This window comes from Secundilactobacillus silagei JCM 19001 (assembly GCF_002217945.1).
In the GTDB taxonomy this organism is placed as follows: domain Bacteria; phylum Bacillota; class Bacilli; order Lactobacillales; family Lactobacillaceae; genus Secundilactobacillus; species Secundilactobacillus silagei.
Genome location: NZ_BCMG01000013.1, coordinates 66,206 through 85,094, shown reverse-complemented (window position 1 = coordinate 85,094; position 18,889 = coordinate 66,206). Strand labels below are relative to the sequence as shown.

Annotated in this window: 20 protein-coding genes and 1 rRNA gene; 1 reads left to right on the top strand and 20 read right to left on the bottom strand. The window is 45.9% G+C overall.

The window, feature by feature from the left end; translation table 11 throughout:
- The 3 genes from CES79_RS11330 to CES79_RS11320 all read right to left on the bottom strand — a co-directional run.
- Nucleotides 1–65, bottom strand: a 16S ribosomal RNA gene (locus CES79_RS11330); the annotation flags it as partial.
- A 363-nt stretch (nt 66–428) separates the two neighbouring features.
- Nucleotides 429–812 (bottom strand): CvfD/Ygs/GSP13 family RNA-binding post-transcriptional regulator, encoded by a 384-nt coding sequence (locus tag CES79_RS11325; protein WP_054655911.1) that lies wholly within the window; start codon nt 810–812, stop codon nt 429–431.
- 84 nt (nt 813–896) lie between these two features.
- A complete protein-coding gene (locus CES79_RS11320; protein WP_054655913.1) occupies nt 897–1,481 on the bottom strand; it encodes a peptidylprolyl isomerase in 585 nt (194 codons plus the stop codon).
- A gap of 334 nt (nt 1,482–1,815) precedes the next feature.
- On the opposite strand from CES79_RS11320, the gene CES79_RS11315 reads away from it, so the two are divergent.
- Nucleotides 1,816–2,469 carry a VTT domain-containing protein gene (locus CES79_RS11315; protein ID WP_054655915.1) on the top strand — a complete coding sequence of 218 codons (654 nt, stop codon included), beginning with the start codon at nt 1,816–1,818 and terminating at the stop codon, nt 2,467–2,469.
- Between the two features lie 44 nt (nt 2,470–2,513).
- Here the strand turns inward: CES79_RS11315 and CES79_RS11310 are convergent, their stop codons facing one another.
- The 17 genes from CES79_RS11310 to CES79_RS11235 form a co-directional block, all read right to left on the bottom strand.
- A complete protein-coding gene (locus CES79_RS11310; RefSeq protein WP_089137258.1) occupies nt 2,514–3,155 on the bottom strand; it encodes a TIGR01906 family membrane protein in 642 nt (213 codons plus the stop codon).
- Nucleotides 3,148–3,933: a TIGR01457 family HAD-type hydrolase gene (locus CES79_RS11305; RefSeq protein WP_089137249.1), complete on the bottom strand. Its 786-nt coding sequence runs from the start codon at nt 3,931–3,933 to the stop codon at nt 3,148–3,150. The genes CES79_RS11310 and CES79_RS11305 overlap by 8 nt, the downstream gene beginning before the upstream one ends.
- A 6-nt stretch (nt 3,934–3,939) precedes the next feature.
- The gene (locus CES79_RS11300; RefSeq protein WP_089137248.1) at nt 3,940–4,647 is read right to left on the bottom strand and encodes a YutD family protein; all 708 of its coding nucleotides are present in this window, start codon (nt 4,645–4,647) and stop codon (nt 3,940–3,942) included.
- Nucleotides 4,640–6,040 carry a bifunctional metallophosphatase/5'-nucleotidase gene (locus CES79_RS11295; protein WP_089137247.1) on the bottom strand — a complete coding sequence of 467 codons (1,401 nt, stop codon included), beginning with the start codon at nt 6,038–6,040 and terminating at the stop codon, nt 4,640–4,642. The genes CES79_RS11300 and CES79_RS11295 overlap by 8 nt, the downstream gene beginning before the upstream one ends.
- A gap of 151 nt (nt 6,041–6,191) precedes the next feature.
- Nucleotides 6,192–7,370: an RNA-guided endonuclease InsQ/TnpB family protein gene (locus CES79_RS11290; protein ID WP_089137246.1), complete on the bottom strand. Its 1,179-nt coding sequence runs from the start codon at nt 7,368–7,370 to the stop codon at nt 6,192–6,194.
- Between the two features lie 233 nt (nt 7,371–7,603).
- The gene (locus CES79_RS11285; RefSeq protein ID WP_225362424.1) at nt 7,604–8,215 is read right to left on the bottom strand and encodes a metallophosphoesterase family protein; all 612 of its coding nucleotides are present in this window, start codon (nt 8,213–8,215) and stop codon (nt 7,604–7,606) included.
- Between the two features lie 168 nt (nt 8,216–8,383).
- The gene (locus CES79_RS11280) at nt 8,384–9,766 is read right to left on the bottom strand and encodes an amino acid permease (protein ID WP_089137245.1); all 1,383 of its coding nucleotides are present in this window, start codon (nt 9,764–9,766) and stop codon (nt 8,384–8,386) included.
- 282 nt (nt 9,767–10,048) lie between these two features.
- On the bottom strand, nt 10,049–11,239 hold the full coding sequence (locus tag CES79_RS11275) for an acetate/propionate family kinase (RefSeq protein ID WP_089137244.1): 1,191 nt from the start codon (nt 11,237–11,239) through the stop codon (nt 10,049–10,051).
- Nucleotides 11,240–11,256: 17 nt separating this feature from the next.
- Nucleotides 11,257–12,279, bottom strand: a complete 1,023-nt coding sequence (locus CES79_RS11270) for a class I SAM-dependent methyltransferase (RefSeq protein ID WP_225362422.1) — start codon at nt 12,277–12,279, stop codon at nt 11,257–11,259.
- Nucleotides 12,280–12,357: 78 nt separating this feature from the next.
- Nucleotides 12,358–12,528: a hypothetical protein gene (locus CES79_RS12890; RefSeq protein WP_159459494.1), complete on the bottom strand. Its 171-nt coding sequence runs from the start codon at nt 12,526–12,528 to the stop codon at nt 12,358–12,360.
- The gene (locus CES79_RS11265) at nt 12,521–12,943 is read right to left on the bottom strand and encodes a prepilin-type N-terminal cleavage/methylation domain-containing protein (protein ID WP_054655920.1); all 423 of its coding nucleotides are present in this window, start codon (nt 12,941–12,943) and stop codon (nt 12,521–12,523) included. The genes CES79_RS12890 and CES79_RS11265 overlap by 8 nt, the downstream gene beginning before the upstream one ends.
- Nucleotides 12,940–13,143, bottom strand: a complete 204-nt coding sequence (locus CES79_RS11260; RefSeq protein WP_054655922.1) for a hypothetical protein — start codon at nt 13,141–13,143, stop codon at nt 12,940–12,942. Before CES79_RS11260 ends, CES79_RS11265 begins: the two co-directional genes overlap by 4 nt.
- On the bottom strand, nt 13,121–13,567 hold the full coding sequence (locus CES79_RS11255) for a type II secretion system protein (RefSeq protein WP_054655924.1): 447 nt from the start codon (nt 13,565–13,567) through the stop codon (nt 13,121–13,123). Before CES79_RS11255 ends, CES79_RS11260 begins: the two co-directional genes overlap by 23 nt.
- On the bottom strand, nt 13,539–13,844 hold the full coding sequence (locus tag CES79_RS11250; protein WP_054655926.1) for a prepilin-type N-terminal cleavage/methylation domain-containing protein: 306 nt from the start codon (nt 13,842–13,844) through the stop codon (nt 13,539–13,541). Before CES79_RS11250 ends, CES79_RS11255 begins: the two co-directional genes overlap by 29 nt.
- Entirely contained in the window at nt 13,844–14,878 is a 1,035-nt protein-coding gene (locus CES79_RS11245; RefSeq protein ID WP_089137243.1) for a type II secretion system F family protein, read from the bottom strand. Before CES79_RS11245 ends, CES79_RS11250 begins: the two co-directional genes overlap by 1 nt.
- The gene (comGA, locus tag CES79_RS11240) at nt 14,820–15,791 is read right to left on the bottom strand and encodes a competence type IV pilus ATPase ComGA (RefSeq protein ID WP_225362420.1); all 972 of its coding nucleotides are present in this window, start codon (nt 15,789–15,791) and stop codon (nt 14,820–14,822) included. The genes CES79_RS11245 and comGA overlap by 59 nt, the downstream gene beginning before the upstream one ends.
- A 115-nt stretch (nt 15,792–15,906) precedes the next feature.
- A complete protein-coding gene (locus CES79_RS11235; RefSeq protein ID WP_089137242.1) occupies nt 15,907–18,822 on the bottom strand; it encodes an MMPL family transporter in 2,916 nt (971 codons plus the stop codon).
- Nucleotides 18,823–18,889: the final 67 nt, after the last annotated feature.

Sequence of the window (18,889 nt, the reverse complement as noted above, 5' to 3'; positions counted from 1 at the left end):
TCGACTTGCATGTATTAGGCACGCCGCCAGCGTTCGTCCTGAGCCAGGATCAAACTCTCATTTTATGATTGTTTGTGACTCATTAATATTACTAGCGAAATTGACTTCGCAAATTACATTTGATATCAGCCGAAACTGATATGTCCTGCACATTTGTGAAACAAAACTTTGTTCAGTTTTCAAAGGTCTACAAGATGACTCAACTCAATTAGTATAACTAAGTTAGAAAAAATTGTCAACGCTTTTTTGAATCTTTATTCATTCACATTAACAACTTATTTAATGAATCATCTGCCGTCCTAAAAGAGCGATTGAATATTAACCGTCTGAATATAAATTCAATCAATTAATATTGTCCTCTTTGACAACAAATAAAATAATACCAGCTATCAGCGACAGGGTCAAGGATAAATAATAAATTAATCAAATTATTTTGCGACAAACTCTCTCAAGGCCTCTTGTTCCCACGCATGCCGCCTTTTCTGAATCGTTTTGAAACCGTCATGAACATTTCGATTGGTCCAATAATGCTTATGATGGCCCTCGTTTTGAGGTGCCACTGGTGCTAACGGTACCTGAGGTTCTTCCATACACCTTAACGAAAGCGAGATCTTACCCGTAAATTCATCAATGTCTAAAATGACAACATCAATTTCATCGCCAACAGATAAGTAATCATGAATATCTTTAACAAACCCATAATGACATTCAGAAATGTGAATCAACCCCTGTATGTCGTGGCCGAGATTAACAAACGCCCCGTAAGGCTGAATTCCCGTAACTGTCCCGTGAACATGATCGCCAATACGCATTATTCAATACTCCTTTCCACATTCTTTTCTATATAAAACAAAAAGCCTAGGGTCTTCACACCCCAAGCTCAGTTATCAATCATCCTAGTCATCAATGCTGACTGATTCGATTACGATATCTTCCAATGGTTTGTCAGACTCATCCGTCTTCACCGTTGCCATTTGATCAACTACCGCCATCCCTTCAACGACTTGACCAAAGACGGTATGTCTAAAGTCCAGCCAAGGGGTTCCGCCCTTTTGATAGGCTGTAACGATTTCTTCAGGGAAATGAGCATCCTTCATTTGCGTCGTCAGCTGATCAGACATATGCTGATTTTGAACGATAAAGAACTGACTGCCATTCGTATTAGGACCGCTGTTCGCCATCGAAACCGCACCGCGAAGATTATAGAGTTCCTTTGAAAACTCATCTTCAAATGGCTCGTTCCAGATGCTTGATCCGCCCATACCGGTACCGGTTGGATCGCCACCTTGAACCATAAAATCATTGATCACACGGTGAAAAATAACTTCATCATAATAGTTTTTCTTAGCCAGGGTCACAAAGTTCTCAACCGCTTTAGGTGCTTGCTCTGGGAACAATTGAATCACAACATCACCCATTGATGTATGGATGGTAGCCCGGGGGCCGTTAGCCTTATCGGGTTGTAACTGTGGATAGTTCACATTAATAACCTCCAAGTTTTCTTTCATATCTATTATCCATGAAATATAACGAAAAGCAAGCCTCAAGCTCCGGAAACATCAGGTTGCCCCCTAACTGTCGCAGCTTGCTAAACGTCAATTAAGTCATACGAAATTGTAACACAATCGACGTTTGGTTATTGGTATTTATGCGACTAAGCGCTAACTTCTAACCCTTATTTAAGATAACTTTCCCAATTAATTCACTGAACGGCATGTTTACGATTCACTTAAATCCATTTGAAAGGCTTTGACACATGCCCGTTCTTTGATACAATATCAGCATCTTAGACTTTGAAAGGAAACCTTCTAAATTATGGGTCAATTAATTGATTTCGTGCTTCACATTGACAGTCACATGGTGAACATCGTTAATACCTTTGGTGGCTGGTCATACGGCATTTTATTTCTCGTCATCTTTATTGAAACTGGCGCAGTGATCCTGCCATTTTTGCCTGGTGATTCACTGCTCTTCGCGGCGGCTGCCTTAGCTGCTAATCCGGACTATCACTTAAGTATTAGTTTGTTTACCATTATCTTTTTACTGGCAGCGATCGGTGGCGATTCGACGAACTTCTTGATTGGCCGCCACTTCGGCATTGCCATCACGCGCCACCCATTCTTTAGTCGGTTTATTAAAGAAGAAAACCTGGCATCCGCCCGCAAATTCTTTGAAAAGCACGGTAAAATTGCGATCTTTCTAGCGCGCTTTATGCCGATCATCAGAACCTTTGTCCCGTTTGTAGCGGCAACTTCTGATTATGACTACCGCTCTTTTCTACGCTATAACATCCCCGCTGGTATCTGCTGGGTCTTGCTATGCTGCGGTGGCGGTTACTTCTTTGGCAACATTGATTTCGTCAAAGCCCACTTTTCACTGGTCGTCATTGGCATCATTATCGTCTCCATGATTCCAGCTTTGATTGGCCTACTTAAGAGTCGCGGTCAAGTGCCCAAGGAAGAAGATTAAACCCATTAATCCAAAAAACGCTCTAGCCGGTTATCAAAACCGTTCTAGAGCGTTTTTTTAGTATCTAAGAAAGTCCGTCTGCCACGCCAAACGCCCCACAGCATCATCAGTTCAAATAGACCAAAGGCTAAAAGAAAACACTGCGAGAAGAAACTCTCTGGCAAAACTAAGATCACCGGGTCAAACCGGGGATCAAATAACCAGTCAGAGTTGCGAAACAGGACCTTATGGAAATCAATAAAAAACTGGTTAAAGTTCACTAACATGAGTAACGCTGCTAAAACGGGAACCACAGCAGCGGTCTGAAACGGTCGAATGAGTTTCCACAGCAGCTTCTTAAGCGACAGCGACCGGAGAAAATGCAGGGCTGGCCAGATGGTCACGATCAGCACCCCATTATTCAATAAGAATAAGTGCTTGACGTCAATAAAGTGCTGCAGGCCACTGGGAGACGTTGGAAAATCCATCATGTCCAGCTTGGTGATCCATGGCAGCTGCAGGTACTCTAATAATTGCACATAATTCTGCACGATACGACTGCTTGAAATCTGAACGATTCGCGACAAATGTCCCAGCCGTACATTCAGCCAGTAGAGCCAAACACTGTTGATGGTAATAAAGATCACCGCTGAGATGATCGCCAAAAAAAGGGCTGTCCACTGCAAAATGCGCTTTAGTCTAGTCATCCGCCACCGACCATTCATCTAAACTGTCGATCTCATAGGTTGGCGCAATCTTTTGCTGCGCCACCTGCTCGCGAGTTGATAAGCCGGTATAAACTAGCAGCGTATCCACACCAAAGCGAATGCCGGCTGTAATATCGGTCTTGTAGTTATCCCCGATCATCAAAACTTGAGACTTTTCTAATCCCATTACTTTCAACGCGTTCGCCATAATGATCGTCTCTGGCTTACCAATGTAAATCGGCCGCTGCTGCGTGGTGTAGGCTACCATTTCAACCAGTGAGCCCGCACCAGGCAGCATGCCGCGTTCATTGGGAATATTGGAATCCGGGTTAGTGCCGATAAACTTAGCGCCGGCTCGAATCGCTAAGGTTGCCAGTTCAAATTTATGGTAGGTCACATCCGAATCAAGGCCAACCACCACAAAGTCTGGGTGGCGTTCAGACAGTTCAAACCCCTTATCTAAAAAGGCCTGAATCAGCCCAATTTCACCAATAATATAAACTTTGTTCTGCCCGGGTTTAGCAATACCAGCCACGTAGTCCGCCGTTGCTAATCCGGCCGTATAAACGTTAGTCGCTTGGACGTGAATATCGTGATTAGTGGCTAAATTATCGACCACGTCCGCTGGCAGTTTGGTCGTATTATTCGTCACAAACAAAAAATCCTTGTTGGCCGCCTGCAGCCGCTCAACAAACCGTTTAGCAGCCGGAATTCGCCGTTTGCCAGCGTAGACTGTGCCGTCCAGATCAATAAAGTAGCCATCATAATGTTTTTGCATCAAACGCTAATCCTCTTTTTCTCGAATTGTAAATTTACGGTGCTGACTGTGGCCAACCGTCTTAACCGCCCCATGACGCTGACTAACAGGCGTTTTCTTGATCGGTTTGACCTTCTCGACCGTATACGCCTTTTGCTGACCATGACTTGATCGGTTTTGACGTTTAGTATGCGCCCGTTTATTGACAGGCGCTGCTTCAGAGCGATGTTCCTTTTTTTTAGTCTGGGTTGGTTTCGACTTTTTAGTCTGGTTACCAGAATGATTGCGGTTTTGCGATTTACCGCCGTTATTTTGATTGCGGTTAGACCGGTGATGATTCTCACGCTGCCGAGTCGTGCGCTTCGGCATCACGACTTTGGCATCTTCATTATGCATCACAAAATAAGGACTGCCCGTATTGCAAGCTTCGTCCAAATAGTCCTGTAACGCACCGATCTTAAGTTCTCCGGCAACGTTGCGCTTATCATCATAAAAGCCGCGCAGCCGTAACTGACCGAAACCCCAATCGCCGACTAGATAATCATAGCGGGAAAAATAAGTGTTAAACCGGTCGCTCAATTCCACGCGATCAAAGCCGTCACGGTAGTTCACCACCAGCTCATACGGATGATCGTTAATCTGGTAATGAGTCTCATCAACCGCCACAATCACACCGCCAGGATCGCGGCTGGCACGGGCATCGTCAATCAAAGTCTGTAAGGTTTTTTTATCCATGGTAACCCTCCTTTCTGATGGGATATTGTTTAGCGAGATAGTCGCCAAATACCGTTCTTAAAAGTTTACCATATAAAATTTCATTTTGCCCAACGATCGAAATTGTGGGGAAGAACGGAATAAACAAATAATTATCTGGCATGGCCACGGTGTATGCCCGCAACGGTGACAAGGATTCGCCACGGAAAAGGACCGTCCCATCGTAGTCGTTGTAGGTAATACCAGAATAGTTCAACGCGCCAAAGATCTTACCGCGAAAACCCATTCCCTTAATTGGAAACCGCGATAAGAACAGCCGGTTTTTCTCCATTTCGTGAATCAGCCGCCAGAGATTATCACCGCTTAACGTCACCTTCATGACGTGCATGGCGTGCGGCAGCATTTGATGCAGGTGGTTGCGCGAGATAATACCAGCTGGCAGGTCCTGCAGAAACAGGCCGCCGTTTAAAATGGCTGCATCGGTATCTGCATAGCCTTCCAGAGCAGCTAGTCCTTCACTCACCAGGCGGGAATGGCCCTGCCAATTTTTTTCCATGGCCACGGGTAGATCCGCGACCTTTTTTTCATCTAAAAGCTGCTCGCCGCGTTTTTGATACCCCTCAATTTCTTGTCGATCGTTCGTTGCTGCTTGCAGATTAGCGGTTTGAACAACTGAAGCTGAAGACTTCACGATCTGATGGTCCGTCAGCTCCAACTGAATCGTGCCAATGTACTCGCCGTATTTACCGGCCGCTCCCAGCATGGTGGTTTGATCATATTCGCCATGTGGCAATAAATGATGGGTATGCGCGCCCAAAACCACGTTAATTTCCGGAAACCGCTTAGCGATCCACCGGTCAACGTCCAGTCCCAGGTGCGACAGCAAAATACTGCAGTCGTACTGCCCTTCAAATTGCTTGAGCAAATGCGGCAGCATCCGTTCCACCGAAATTGGCTGCCAGCCAAGCAACGGGTACGTTAAACTATACGGTGCCGTTAACCCTAACACCAGCACCCGGGTACCCGCTTTGGTAACGATCACCTTGCCAGGCAGCGCCCATTTAGGCTGAATCGTTTGCGGCAGATTTAAGAGATTACCCAAAATCACATCAAAATTAGCCTGATCATACAGGTGGTTGAGCTGCTTCTTGGAATTTCCCAAACCTTCGTTATTGCCGATCGTTACGCCGTCATAGTGGATCTGGTTCATCAAAGTCACGTTGCTCTGACCGTTAGTCGCTTCGGTTAACGGGTGAGCCCGGTCCATCTCATCGCCAATATCAAAAGTAAGGACTTGATGGCCAGCTGCTTCGTAGCGCTGCCGTTCTTCAGTCAGATAACGGCGGATCTTCGGCCAATTTTCGAGATGGGAATGAAGGTCATTGGTGTGTAAAATTGTAATTTTTTCAGTCATCCCTCGACTGCTACTGATAACTTATAAAAAGTTAACGATTGTTCTTGCTTCATCCTATCCTGTCTCGCACGTTACTCGCTACTGCAGTTGATATGATAGTCCACAAGCGTCAATTCCCGGCTAGCCACCGGTACATGCTTTACTGCCTGTTTTAGTAGGCTAAGGCAAAGTTTTCCGTATCCCTGATATTCAGGGCAGCATTTAAATCACGGTCATTGGTATAGTGACAATTAGGACAGTGATAAGTGCGCTCACTCAACTTTAAACTCACTTTCTTAGTTCCGCAGTTATGACAGAGCTTGGAAGTTGGTTCAAAGCGCCCGGTAAGATGCACTGGAATCCCTAATTGCTGACATTTAGTAATCAGTTTTACTCTGAAGTTATAGAAACCTTGCTGAGCGATGGCTTTAGCCAAATGTCGATTTTTCATCATTCCACTAACATTCAAATCTTCTAAGGCGACCCATTGTGGTTTGGTTCTCACCACAGTGGCAATAATCTTATTTTGATTATCGATCTGAATGTTAGTTAACCGTTGATAAAGCCGTTGCACTTTCAGCTGGGTTTTGGCTAGATTTAAATCAGTAGCAGATCTGCCTTCCTTCTGTTTTCTAGCTTTCAGTGCACGATACTGGCGTGACAATTTTCTTTGCAGTCGTCGAAGTCGCTTTCTGATTCGTTTTAGACGACTGCTTTTGTTCCGATTACTGTAAATGGAACCATCACTTAAAATCGCAAAATTTTTTAAGCCTAAGTCAATGCCAATGGGATTGCCATTTAATGGGAGTTGAATCGCATCAGCTTGTTCCACAACACAGGTCAGATAATACCGACCAGCCTTAACTTTCACCCGCCCGTTTTTGATGACAAAATGTTCAGCATCAGTGGGGATATAGCCGAATTCTTTCAACCGCACCCAGCCCAGTTTAGGCAATTTAACCCGGTGTCGGTCACAAGCAATGATCTGTTTCTGACTGTTCTTAACGAAGTAGTAACTGCCTTGGCCACGTTTAAACGAACGCCAATGTGGATAACCGCTTAGTTTTTTAAAAAACCGTTTCATGGCTGTATCCGCGTCGATAAACGCCTGCTTCACAGACTTGGCATATAATTCTTTGATCCACTGATCATCTGGATTAGCCTCTAAATAATCATGATTGAACCACTTAGAGAACTCATAAGCATTCATGTAGTGATAACCACACTCGTAGCGTTGACGATTAATATCTAAAAAGAGGTTGTAGGCCCAGCGACTGCCGGATATCTGCTGATCGATCAGCCAAGCCTGTTGATTCGTTGGCTTAAGCTCAACTTTGTAGGTAATTAACATCTCGGTTTCCCCGTCTACTTAAAATTTGGTGACCCACTTTATCCAGTGGGTTCGTGATAATTATACCGGATAGATCACTTTAAAAGTCATTTTAAGGGAATTATGAGGGAAACTATTTTCAAAATCAGTCAGTTCATTTAAGCTTGACAAAGCAACCTGATATTACCCCTTTTGATAAGTTTTTAGAGACTTTTATAACAAAATAATAATCATTCATCCTTCCTCTAATGTCTTTATTTGCGTTTTTGAAAATCGTTATATTTGCCGGCTACCATTTCTTCGATCTCCGCCATGGAAAAAGGTGTGCCAAAGGGTGGCTTATGCTTTAAATAGTCGGTTTCAGGTGTATCAACACCCACGTTAATATCTTCTTTAATGTTGACGGAATAGTGGTGAATGTGGCCGTGTAAATTAATGATCTGTTTTACAATACCCATCATCATTGGGTAATGCGTCATGTAGTACTGACAGTGATTGACCTTGATGACGGCGCCCACATCATGAAATTGAAACTTGGGCTTGCCGCCATAGGTATAGTTGTGCTGTGCCAAGTACTTAAACAGCGCGCGGTTATCGTGGTTCCCCTTGATGAGGATCAGATGGCCGTTTAATTGATTCAACACATCTAAGATCGCCGCCTGAGCCGCTTTTTCCGGTCGAATGAAGTACAGGGCAATATCACCTAAATGATACACCGTATCTTCTGGTGTCACGCGTGCGTTCCAATGGTCAATAATGGTTTGATTCATCTCTTCGACGGATTTAAATGGCCGTGGTGCAAAATCATTATTGCCGAGTAAATCCTTATGAAAAAAATGCGTATCTGCAGTGAAATACAGTTGCACGCCGAACCCCTTCTTTATTCAAAATTAGCTCATAAAAAAACTTCACTCCATTAGTTTACCATGTTACCCCACGGATAGGAAAGAACTCGTGTTTTCAACGGCTTCGTTAAGAAGTCACTGAAACCAAATAAAAAAAACCGGCACAGAATCGTCCCGATTTTAAGCAATCTATTTTTTAAGTTTTCTCGCTTGTGAGCGATCCATCCCCGTTTTAAACAGCCAAAGTCCGCATAGCCAGAGAACTGATCCAATGAGTGCAACCAGCGTTTCAAACCGAAATAGCAGGATAATGCAGACCATGGTGAGAAATAACAGCACAAAATAATCTGAATATGGCGCCCACGGCATTTTAAAGCTGACCTGTTTTGCCTGTCCAGCCGCAGTTGCGCGTTTGTACTTAATGTGGGTCAGAACAATTGACCCCCAGATAAACAAGAAGCAGGTCGTAGCGATACTTGAAATCAGTGTAAATACCTTACCTGGAATAAAGAAGTTTAGCAGGACCACAATTGCAATTATTGTTGCTGAAAAGAACAGCGCGTTGACCGGCACCTGCGCCCGTGACAATTTGCCTAACCGTTTTGCCAGTTTAGTTTTACCCCCGTAAGAAAGGGAAAATAACATCCGCCCAGTCGTATATAGGGCACTATTGCAGGCTGAAGCTGCCGCCGTTAAGACCACGAAGTTGATAATGGCAGCCGCTGACTTGATGCCAATCGCTGAAAAGACTTCTACAAATGGACTTTGATCAGGCGAAATATAGTGCCAGGGATAGATGCACATCAACGCCATTAACGACCCCAAGTAAAATAGGATCACCCGCATCGGAATTTCGTTGATGGCCTTCGGAATAATCGTTTTAGGATCATTGGTTTCTGAGGCGGTCATCCCCACCATTTCAATTCCAATAAACCCGAACAAGACCATTTGAAACGAGAGGAGAAACCCCTTAGCGCCGTGGGCAAAAAAGTGACCGTCGGCTAAATTCATCACTGAAGCATGGCCCACTGGGGTTTTGAACTGAATCACCACTAAAACGATGCCAATAACGATCAGGGCAATAATGGCCGCAACTTTCACGATTGCAAACCAGAATTCCGTTTCACCAAAGGCCTGAACCGTCACCGCGTTGATCAAGACTAGGATCAGTAAAATCATTAAACCCGTGACCCACTGCGGTAACTGCGGAAACCAAAACTTCATGTAAAGCCCGGCAGCCGTTAAATCGGCCATGGCAATACTTAGCCAGCAGACCCAATAAGTCCACCCAGCAATAAAGCTCCAGCGTTCACCCAGGTATCTTTTAATAAAATCAATGTAAGAATGAGCGTTTAAATCCGACAATAATAACTCACCTAGTGCCCGCATCAGTAGAAAACACGCGACACCGGCAATCAGATAAGCCAGTAAAATTGACGGACCAGCCAAATGAATTGATTGGCCGGCACCTAAAAACAGGCCGGTCCCAATCGTGCCACCTAAGGCAATCATTTGCACATGCCGATTCTTTAATCCGCCAGATCGCTGTTTAGCAGATTCTGTCTTCGCCATAAGCTTCACCCCTTTATGAGGAACAATTATACACGCGAAAAGCGCCAGTACGATAAAACGACCGCAATGACTGCCAATTAACTGTGATTCACACATAAGAAATCGCGGTGTTATCGTTATGCTTACGTTCATGATGATTGTTCACTTTTAAGTGAAAAAACTGCACGTTCATGAATAATGGTTGAAGAAAATTATCATACCATCACTAACTTGAACGTTTTTTGCAAAAAAAATAGCGCTCGATTCAAAAACGAATCGAGCGCTATTATCAGTTAAAAATAATTATTTCGTTAACCGTTCAACGTCACGAACGATCATTAATTCTTCATCCGTTGGGATCAACAGCGTCTTAACCTTGGCGTCTGCAGTTGATAGATCACGTTCAACACCGCGAATATGGTTCTTTTCAGGATCAACAGCAATGCCGAAATAGCTTAACTTATCAGCAACTTCTTGGCGAATCGGAATGTCGTTTTCACCGACACCGGCCGTAAAGACAATGGCGTCAACACCGTTCATTTCAGCAATGTACTTACCAACGTAACCGACGATCCGGTTGATGTACATATCACGAGCCAAGTGTGCCTTCTCGTTTTTATCCTGAACCTTTTCAAGGTCTCGCATATCAGCTGAGTATTCAGAAACCCCCAGTAAGCCAGACTTCTTGTTCAAGATTTCGATCATATCGTTAGGATCCTTAATGTTTAACTTTTCCATTAAGAACGTAACCAATGAGGCATCGATATCACCTGAACGGGTGGCCATCATGACCCCGGCTAACGGCGTGAAGCCCATGGAAGTATCAAATGACTTGCCGTCCTTGATCGCGGTAATCGAAGCACCGGCACCAATGTGCATGGTGATCAATTTGAGATCCTTTAACGGCTTGCCAAGCATGGCTGCTGCCCGGCCGGAAACGTAACGGTGGCTAGTTCCGTGGGCACCATATTTACGAGCACCGTATTTTTCGTAGTATTCGTAAGGAATGGCGTACATGTAGTTGGTCTTAGGCATGGTGGTGTGAAATGACGTATCAAAGACCGCCACGTTTGGCACGTTTGGCAAAATCTTACGGAACGTCCGAATGCCCATTGCTTCAGCTGGGTTATGCAGTGGCGCATATTCAGCTAAATCTTCGATCTTCTGTAAAACATCATCGTCTACTAATGCTGAATCAGTAAAGAATTCACCACCGGCAACGACCCGGTGACCAACACCCGTAATTTCGTTGTAGTCAGCAATGATCTTCAAGCTGATCAGTTCTTTAAGCATGAGGTGAATGGCTTCTTCGTGGTCCTTGACATCCTGGGTGTTTTCATACTTTTGGCCATCGCCGTACTTAACGGTCACGATGGAATCCTTTAAACCAATTCGTTCGATCACACCACTAGTGATGACTTTTTCTGAAGGTGTTTCGAATAATTTAAACTTTAACGTTGAACTTCCTGCATTGACGGCAAGTGTTTTTCCCATGTGATAATCTCCTTATGTTACTGCTTTAGTAAATCATTTAGTTCCCAGTCGACTATTTCCGCAATGAACTTTGAAAATCCGGCCTGATCTTTAAACGATGGAAATTCACCGATCATGACCTTATCAGCCTGTTTCGTATTTTCACCGTGACGCTGCAACAGCAAAATCGACTTTGCCGATTGCTTAGCCGTAAACAGATCCTTCGGCAAGGCTAATAAACCTTGCAGGTACGCGGCATCTTGAAGCCAAGACAGCAACCCCTTCGATTCTGGGGTTGAAAACAACTGACTTGGAACTAAGAAAACCCCGTATCCGCCCGGTTTCACATAGCGCATCGCTTGCTCCAGCAATAAATGATGGACGTAGGAATGGCCGGACTGAGCGTGTGTCTTAAACGTTGTAACCTTTTCATCAAGTGGATAATACCCAATCGGCAGATCGGATACGACCAGGTCAGCTTCAGGGATCTGCAGTTCACCCAGTGCATCCTGATGCATCAAAGTCACTGAAGATCGTTGCAGGGTCGTATTGATGTCGGCGACTGACAGCAGTGATTCGTCATTATCGATCCCAATTGCGGCGACTTTTTCGTGAGTCGCAGCCGTTAATTGGTTGATAATCGTCGTCAGCAAATTAGCCGTCCCTACAGCTGGATCAAGAATCGTCAGCTGGTTTTGACTTTCAACCAGTCGAATGACGATGTAGCCCATGACCATGGCGATGCTATCCGGGGTCATCTGATGATTTCCCTGAATATCGTCTTCACGCATGGCTTTGAGCATCGCTAGCTGAATCGCTTGACGCACGGTTTCAGCATTCAATTGGTTGCGGTCAACAGAATCATATAGCGCCTGAAGCTGCTGAACGGTCTTTTCATCCGGTCGACCATCTTCTACCTGAACGTGTCCGTCGATCAAATTATCACCGGATTCAATAAAGGCATCTAAATAAGATGTTGAAAGCGCATCCTTCAGTAACTCGCTGGATTCATCGAGAACCTTAAAAAGCGCCTCCGTTTCTTTAATAGCCAGAATTGTCAACCTCCTATCCTAATGGTTTCTCCACACAAATTATAGTTTACAAATATTCGCCTGTTAATTCAAGCTAACATCGGAAATTTAACGTCTATTGGGTGATTTCACTGGCCGTTTTTGCTCGTAATGATGAATCAAAATATCATAGGCTTCAACCTGTCGTTGATAACCCTGTAATTGGAACAGTAAAACTCCACTTAACAAGATTAAAAAGAGCAGCGCTAAAATCGTGACGAACCCTCGGCGATTACCCATCGTAACCCCCAATCGTCGTCACCGCAGAAAATTGCTGCAGTTTCGTTTTCACATTGATCTTCAGCCGATCATGAACCACGTCAAATTCATAGTAGTTCATGCCGGTAAACAGCGGCATGTACCCGCCTTTATCGGTCGTTAACATCAACTTACCTTGATGGCCCTTTAAATAATACGTGCGGGCTTTATCAGTGTGTGGTTTCAGGGCGGCTTTTTGCCGGTAAACCTGGCCTAAAGAAAAGCGGTACTGTTTACCTTCAAGTTCAGCTAGCATGTGATACCAGGCTAGCTGCTCATCGTATTTTTGCTGGGTGCGGCCGTTCATCATTTGCAGACCAAATTGCAGGGTCAGTAAAGCTAACGCCGTCACCGCCAGTGCGATTAGTGTTTCAATCAACGTAAATCCTGGTTTCATTTACTCACCTGCTTTGCTGGTTTAAACTGGATTTCAAATTGATGCCTAAGCTGCTGCACCCGGACCTGCCGCTGTTCCAACTGTTTGGTCATCGTCACGTGAGCTTGAGTGTAGAGCGTGAGGCCAATACTGATCAACACCAAGCCAATTAACGCATCGCTTAACATAAACCCAGCTTTACGCCGCTTCCCGATCAACATGGTAGACCCCCCAACCCATTTGAATTACTAACCGGTATTTGCGCTGATCAACATCGGATGAAAACGTCACGGTTCGCGGTGAGATCGTGGCGTTCGAGCGAATCAGCAATTTTTCGGCCCGTTCAGGATGCAAACTCCGCGGCAGCGTGAGTGACTGATCGCCCTTGTCCGTTCGAAAAATTATGGGGGCATTCTTTTCAATCGTAATTTCCGTTTTACGGCCGTGATACTGCGCCTCATAGAGTGCCTGTTTCCAGTAGCCGTCAAAACTGTTCCAAAAGGCCCGTTCCGTTTGCAGCGACGACCGGGAAAACCGCTGACCGCCGACCATAACGAGCACCAAAAGACTGCTGATGATGACTAAGGTGATGAGCATTTCAATCATCGTAAACCCCTCACGAACTGGCTTTAACTTCGTCACCATGGATTTTGATCCCCTCTTTGTTGGCAATTTTCACTTGTTTGACCGTCAGATAGCCGGCTTTTTGCAACTCTCCCAAACTGGCGGTTTTCTTATCCGTCGAATCCAGATAAGTGTCTAACTGTGTCTGAACCACCGTCGTCATGGCCCCGGTATGAACCGAATTAGCCCGGTCTTTTTGATGACTGATATTGGGTGCGATGATCAGAATCAACAGCCCAATAATAAACAGGACAATGGTCATTTCAATTAAAGTAAAAGCTGAGCGTTTGCGTTGCATTATAGTCCTCCAATCGTGTGGTACATCGGTAAAAACAAGCTGGCATAAGCGCCGATGATCACGCTACCAATCAGCACAAACGATAGTGGCTGAATCCAGGTCATCATTACTTCTAAACGGTTAGTGAGCCGCCGATAGTACAGCTCCGTCAAAACGGTCAGTTCTTTGACTAATTCCACTCGCGGTTTACCGCTTTGAAACAGCAGCTGTAATTCCTTAGGTAAAAAATAAAACTGGGTCATGACTTGTGACAGCGGCTGACCAGCAGCTAAAGCCGTTTCCAATTTACCGCCTAACTGGTATAACAGGGTCGTCGTTTTCGCTTTTCGCAGCGTCAACAGGATTTCTTGAAAACCCAGGCCGCCTTCAAACATGATGGTCAAGGTCGCCAAAAAATAGTAGCCGTAATAGGCCTTAATAATCGGCCCTAAAATGGGAATATGGGCCGTCTGTTCGACCCGTTTTAAAATTGGTTGCTGCTTGATGGCCTGATACCCGCAGATTATGATCAATAGCACCGGTATCACCGCGATACTCCACCACCAGTTGGGACTGTGCTGCGAACTGGTTGGTGCTAAAGCTTCAATTTGAGGCAGGATCACGAGCTTCATCCCCGTGATGATGACGGCCAGTATTGCCACTAAGATCAGCGGGTACTGCAACAGCCGTTTAATTTTTTGATGGCGCTGATGGGCCGTCTGCAATAGGCGACTGACTTGGCCCAGACTTTGGGTCAGCTGGCCGTGTTCCTCTGCTAACCGCAACTGCAAGCCAATTTGGTCGTCTACAAACGGCTCAAAAGTCTGACTAACGGTGTAGCCCGCGTGCAGCTGTTCGTTGATCACGTGCAGATCCCGTTTTTGCGGCTGATACAGCGTCTCGCAAAACTGGATCGCGTGCCGAACGGAAAACCCCACTAACAATAAATCACTGACCGTCCGGAAAATATTGGCCTGCGTGCTAATTGACCATGGCTTAACCGGCTTTAAACCGCTCGTAGACGGCTGCTGAAATTTGGTTGCTGTATCTTGCATGCTTTAGATTCTCCTCCCATTGCGGTGTCATTTCTGCGGTCTGTTGCCATTTACTAATCGGACCACTGACTAGATCGAGCAAAGCCGTTAGATTACCATCCGCGGTTGGTAATAGGCGCTGATAAGCCACCCCGACTACCGCCTGCGCAATCGCGGCTGGCTCAATGCCTAACTGGCTCAACCGGGTCACGGTGCCCTTAGCCGTTTGGGCGTGGACACTGCTCAGTACCAGATGGCCACTCAAAGCCGCATCAACGGCTGCTTTAGCCGTTTCGCGATCCCGAATTTCGCCGATGATCAAGACCTCTGGCCGGTGCCGTAACGCCACTTTGATCAAAGCTTGATAGCTCATTTCGGCTGCCGGGTTCACCTGGAGCTGCAAAAAGTCCGGTGCCACGATCTCAGTCGGATCTTCCACTGACAAAACGGATAACGTCTTGCTCAAGTCCTTAGCTAAATGATAAATCGTGCTGGTCTTGCCAGAACCCGTGGGCCCCGCGAAAAGGATTAGCCCTCGCAGTGAACACCAGTCTCGCAGCTGTGCCAACTGCTTCGGTACTAAAAAGGCTAGCCGCTGTTCAGCCAGTGGCAGCAGCAAACGAATCACGATGGATTCTTGGTTGATAAAATTCCCCACGCTAGAGAGCCTTAAATGAACGGTCTGACCGTCAACAGTCAGGGTCAAGGCACCTAATTGGGGGCGCCTGGTCTCCGTGATCGCCATGTTAGCCCGGTATTTAAAATGGGCAATCAACTGCTGACCTTCACTGATTGTTAACTGTTTAACGAATACCAGACCATCACCGTGGTGTTCAAAGACGCGATAAACGTCACCAACGGGTTGAATGTGCAGGTCAGAACTGCCCGATGCAACTGCGGCGCTTAGTAAAGTTTGTCCTAATTGTTCTATCATCATTTTCCTCCTGTCCCTACCTACGCACATTGGCTGACTGGGGTTTGCAGATAATAAAAAGGCGCTCCCCTTTTCAGGAAACGTCTTCATTCAATTCAGATAATAACCAGCCACTTTAATCCTGTTTGGACTGTTCTTGGGTGTTCATCTTATCGTTAACGTACGGGTAGGTCCACTTGACCATCACGGACATGATAATCGGCAAAACGATGACGAGAATCACCAGTCCAATGATCACGGTCATTGCGACTTGAATCAAAGTTAAAACATCCGATGGCATCAACGCCGCAAAGGTCCCACTTAAAATAATTGCTGCGGAGATCACGACCGTCCCAATTTTAGCAGAAGCGTTTAAAATTCGTCGCCGAACATCCGGAATTTTAGCACCGTCATCCCGGTAGCGCATCATCAGGAAGATACTGTAATCCACACCTAAAGCAACGATCATGATAAAGCTAAAGAACGGTGTGTTCCACGTCAAGAGCGTTCGTGAAAGCAGTACTTTTGACAGCAGTTTAGTCATCGTCAAGGCACTAATATAAGCCGTCACCAGCGTGGCAATGATGGTCAATGGCTGAATCAAGGAACGGGTAACCACCATTAAGGCAATCCCAATCCCCACTAGCATGATGGCAACCGTCCGAATAAAGTCACCGCTGGATAATTTTTGCAGGTCAGCCGTTTGCGACGTTTGACCGCCGATAGCAATCGTGCTAGTTTTCAGGGCACCGTGTTTCAAACTGGCTTTAGCATCACTGGAAATCGTCCGCATTCGACTGGCCGACTGGGTCGTACTTGGATCACTGTTGAGAATAATGGTAATCTTAGCAATCTGCCGGTTACTGGACATGAACGCATCCAGTGATGGTTTAAAGGCCGAACTGCCAAGCACTGATTGCGGAATGTAGAAGTCATTACCCACGTAAGAGTTTTGCAGGCCTTTCAAGTAATTGCTGGCAGTGGAAGTTCCCTGGCTAATTTTTCCTAGCGCACGGTTAGCACTCGTCAAGCCTTGTTGAAGTGCCTTGGTCTTAGACTGCAGTTCGGCAACTTGAGCAGCTAACTGTGTCACCCCGGCGTTGACCTGCGTACTGCCACTGGCAACGGACTGGGCACCGCTGTTCAGTGCAGCCCCCTTTTGAGCCAGTTGGCCAGCCCCACTATTGAGCTGATTAATGCCACTGGTAAATGGGGTCACCTGCGCGTTAAGTTGACCCAGGCCATTAGACAGCTGGCTTGATCCAGCTGCTAATTGACTGGTACTGCTTTGAACCATGGGCAGCCGGCTAGTCTGTGCCTGCAGTTGCGTCAACATCTGCGTTAATTGCTGACTGCCGCTGGCAAGTTGGCCAACACTGCTAGAGAGTCCCGTGGTACTGCCGCTGAGCTGACTGGTACCGACGCTTAACTGGTTAACACCGGCAGTATAGGCTGAGACCCCCTGATTAAGCTGCTGGGCGCCAGCTTGCAACTGGCCAGTACCAGCAGTGAGCTGCCTTAACTGGGCGGTATTTTGACTGGTATTGGCTGCTGTCAGTTGCTGGTCAGCCGAGTTTAATCCAGCTTGAACCCGTGCTAAGCCCTGGTTAGCTTGGTTGAGTCCCGTGACTAATTGGCCTACCTGATTTTTAAGATAGAGCCGCTTGATTTTAGAACCGCCGGGCTGAGTGACAGAACTAACCTGCTTGACACCGGGTTCAGCCTTTAAATAAGTCGTTAAATTGTCAATGGCCGCTAAATCCTTTTGATTATTCAACGAGTGGCTGCTTTCAATGTACAGCGTGGACGGGCCAGACATACCGGCCGGAAAATGTTTGTGAATCAGGTTATAGCCGGCTTTAGATTCAATGTTATTAGGCAATTCAGCCGCGTTATTGAAGTTCAGTCTCTGATGGCTAAGCAGTAATAACGGTACGATCAGGATCACCATGATCACAACGGTAATTGTCGTATGATTCAGTGCTGAATGCGACAGGAAATGCCAAAACGGATTATTCCCGTGAGCCGCCAGATTCTTACTTGGCCAAAACATCCTTTGACCCAGTGTTGCCATAAAAAACATGTTGAGGGTCAATAAAACCGCCAGTAATACGACTACCCCGACGGCCACCCCAACGGCTGAACGGTAGAACGAAAAGCGTGCTAGTCCTAGCACGGTGAACCCGATCAAAACCGTTGAACCGCTAAAGAGAATTGTTCGGCCAGCGTGTTTACGGGCCACTGACGCCGCCTGACTAGCGGCTAACCCATTTGCTAGTTCCTCTTTGAACCGGTTGTAGAGTAAAATATTGTAATCGGTCCCGATCCCAAAGAGGACCACTACCATAAAGATTTGGGTGAAATTAGAAATTGGAAAGTTAAATTTATCTGCTAAGTTCATCACGATACCCACGGAAACCAGGTAAGAAACACCCACCGTCAGCAACGAAATAAACGGCACGACCACGGACTGGAAAACTAGGATCAGCACGATAAAAATAAAAACAGCGGCGATGATTTCAGTCTTCTTCAACCCGGCCTGAGTCGTGGTCGAAAAGTCGTCGTTTAACAGATCACTGCCAGTCACGTAGGTCCGCAAACCATTGATCTTCAGGTGACTACGTAACTGTTTAGCTTGGGTAGTCACTTTGGCGTGGTCAGATAGATCGACCATTGCCAATTGGGTCGTGCCATCCTTAGAAGCCAGCTGCTTCTTAGCCTCGGCATTATCACTAGCGCTGGTCATATCCAAAATATCCAGGTTCGGATCCTGTTTAATATTGGCGGTGGCGCGGTTGATCTGCCGGTTATTTCGAGCGTTTAATGTGCCATCTTTTTTATTAAAAACCACAATTAGCGACCGGACACCGCGATTATTCTCGGATTTACGAGCGATATTCTTCGCAATTTCGCTTTGAACCGATGACGGTAACGTGACCGCCCCATGAGTCTTAACGAGCTGCGTCACGTTTGGCATCGTCAAAAAGGCAATCAGCACTAAGCCAATCCAAACGATCAGGGCTAACCCGTGTTTTTTGAAAAAACGTTGCATGAATCAATCTCTTCCTCTCTTAGACTAGTGACTATACTTATACACTTGTATAACCTATACCAATATG

Coding starts and splice junctions, on each gene's coding strand:
- CES79_RS11315 (WP_054655915.1), top strand. CDS start 1,816: ATGGGTCAATTAATTGATTTCGTGCTTCACATTGACAGTCACATGGTG.
- comGA (WP_225362420.1), bottom strand. CDS start 15,791: ATGATAGAACAATTAGGACAAACTTTACTAAGCGCCGCAGTTGCATCG.
- CES79_RS11325 (WP_054655911.1), bottom strand. CDS start 812: ATGCGTATTGGCGATCATGTTCACGGGACAGTTACGGGAATTCAGCCT.
- CES79_RS11290 (WP_089137246.1), bottom strand. CDS start 7,370: ATGTTAATTACCTACAAAGTTGAGCTTAAGCCAACGAATCAACAGGCT.
- CES79_RS11235 (WP_089137242.1), bottom strand. CDS start 18,822: ATGCAACGTTTTTTCAAAAAACACGGGTTAGCCCTGATCGTTTGGATT.
- CES79_RS12890 (WP_159459494.1), bottom strand. CDS start 12,528: ATGGGTAATCGCCGAGGGTTCGTCACGATTTTAGCGCTGCTCTTTTTA.
- CES79_RS11250 (WP_054655926.1), bottom strand. CDS start 13,844: ATGCAACGCAAACGCTCAGCTTTTACTTTAATTGAAATGACCATTGTC.
- CES79_RS11245 (WP_089137243.1), bottom strand. CDS start 14,878: ATGCAAGATACAGCAACCAAATTTCAGCAGCCGTCTACGAGCGGTTTA.
- CES79_RS11260 (WP_054655922.1), bottom strand. CDS start 13,143: ATGTTGATCGGGAAGCGGCGTAAAGCTGGGTTTATGTTAAGCGATGCG.
- CES79_RS11305 (WP_089137249.1), bottom strand. CDS start 3,933: ATGCAAAAACATTATGATGGCTACTTTATTGATCTGGACGGCACAGTC.
- CES79_RS11300 (WP_089137248.1), bottom strand. CDS start 4,647: ATGGATAAAAAAACCTTACAGACTTTGATTGACGATGCCCGTGCCAGC.
- CES79_RS11275 (WP_089137244.1), bottom strand. CDS start 11,239: ATGGGAAAAACACTTGCCGTCAATGCAGGAAGTTCAACGTTAAAGTTT.
- CES79_RS11310 (WP_089137258.1), bottom strand. CDS start 3,155: ATGACTAGACTAAAGCGCATTTTGCAGTGGACAGCCCTTTTTTTGGCG.
- CES79_RS11295 (WP_089137247.1), bottom strand. CDS start 6,040: ATGACTGAAAAAATTACAATTTTACACACCAATGACCTTCATTCCCAT.
- CES79_RS11265 (WP_054655920.1), bottom strand. CDS start 12,943: ATGAAACCAGGATTTACGTTGATTGAAACACTAATCGCACTGGCGGTG.
- CES79_RS11255 (WP_054655924.1), bottom strand. CDS start 13,567: ATGGTGACGAAGTTAAAGCCAGTTCGTGAGGGGTTTACGATGATTGAA.
- CES79_RS11280 (WP_089137245.1), bottom strand. CDS start 9,766: ATGGCGAAGACAGAATCTGCTAAACAGCGATCTGGCGGATTAAAGAAT.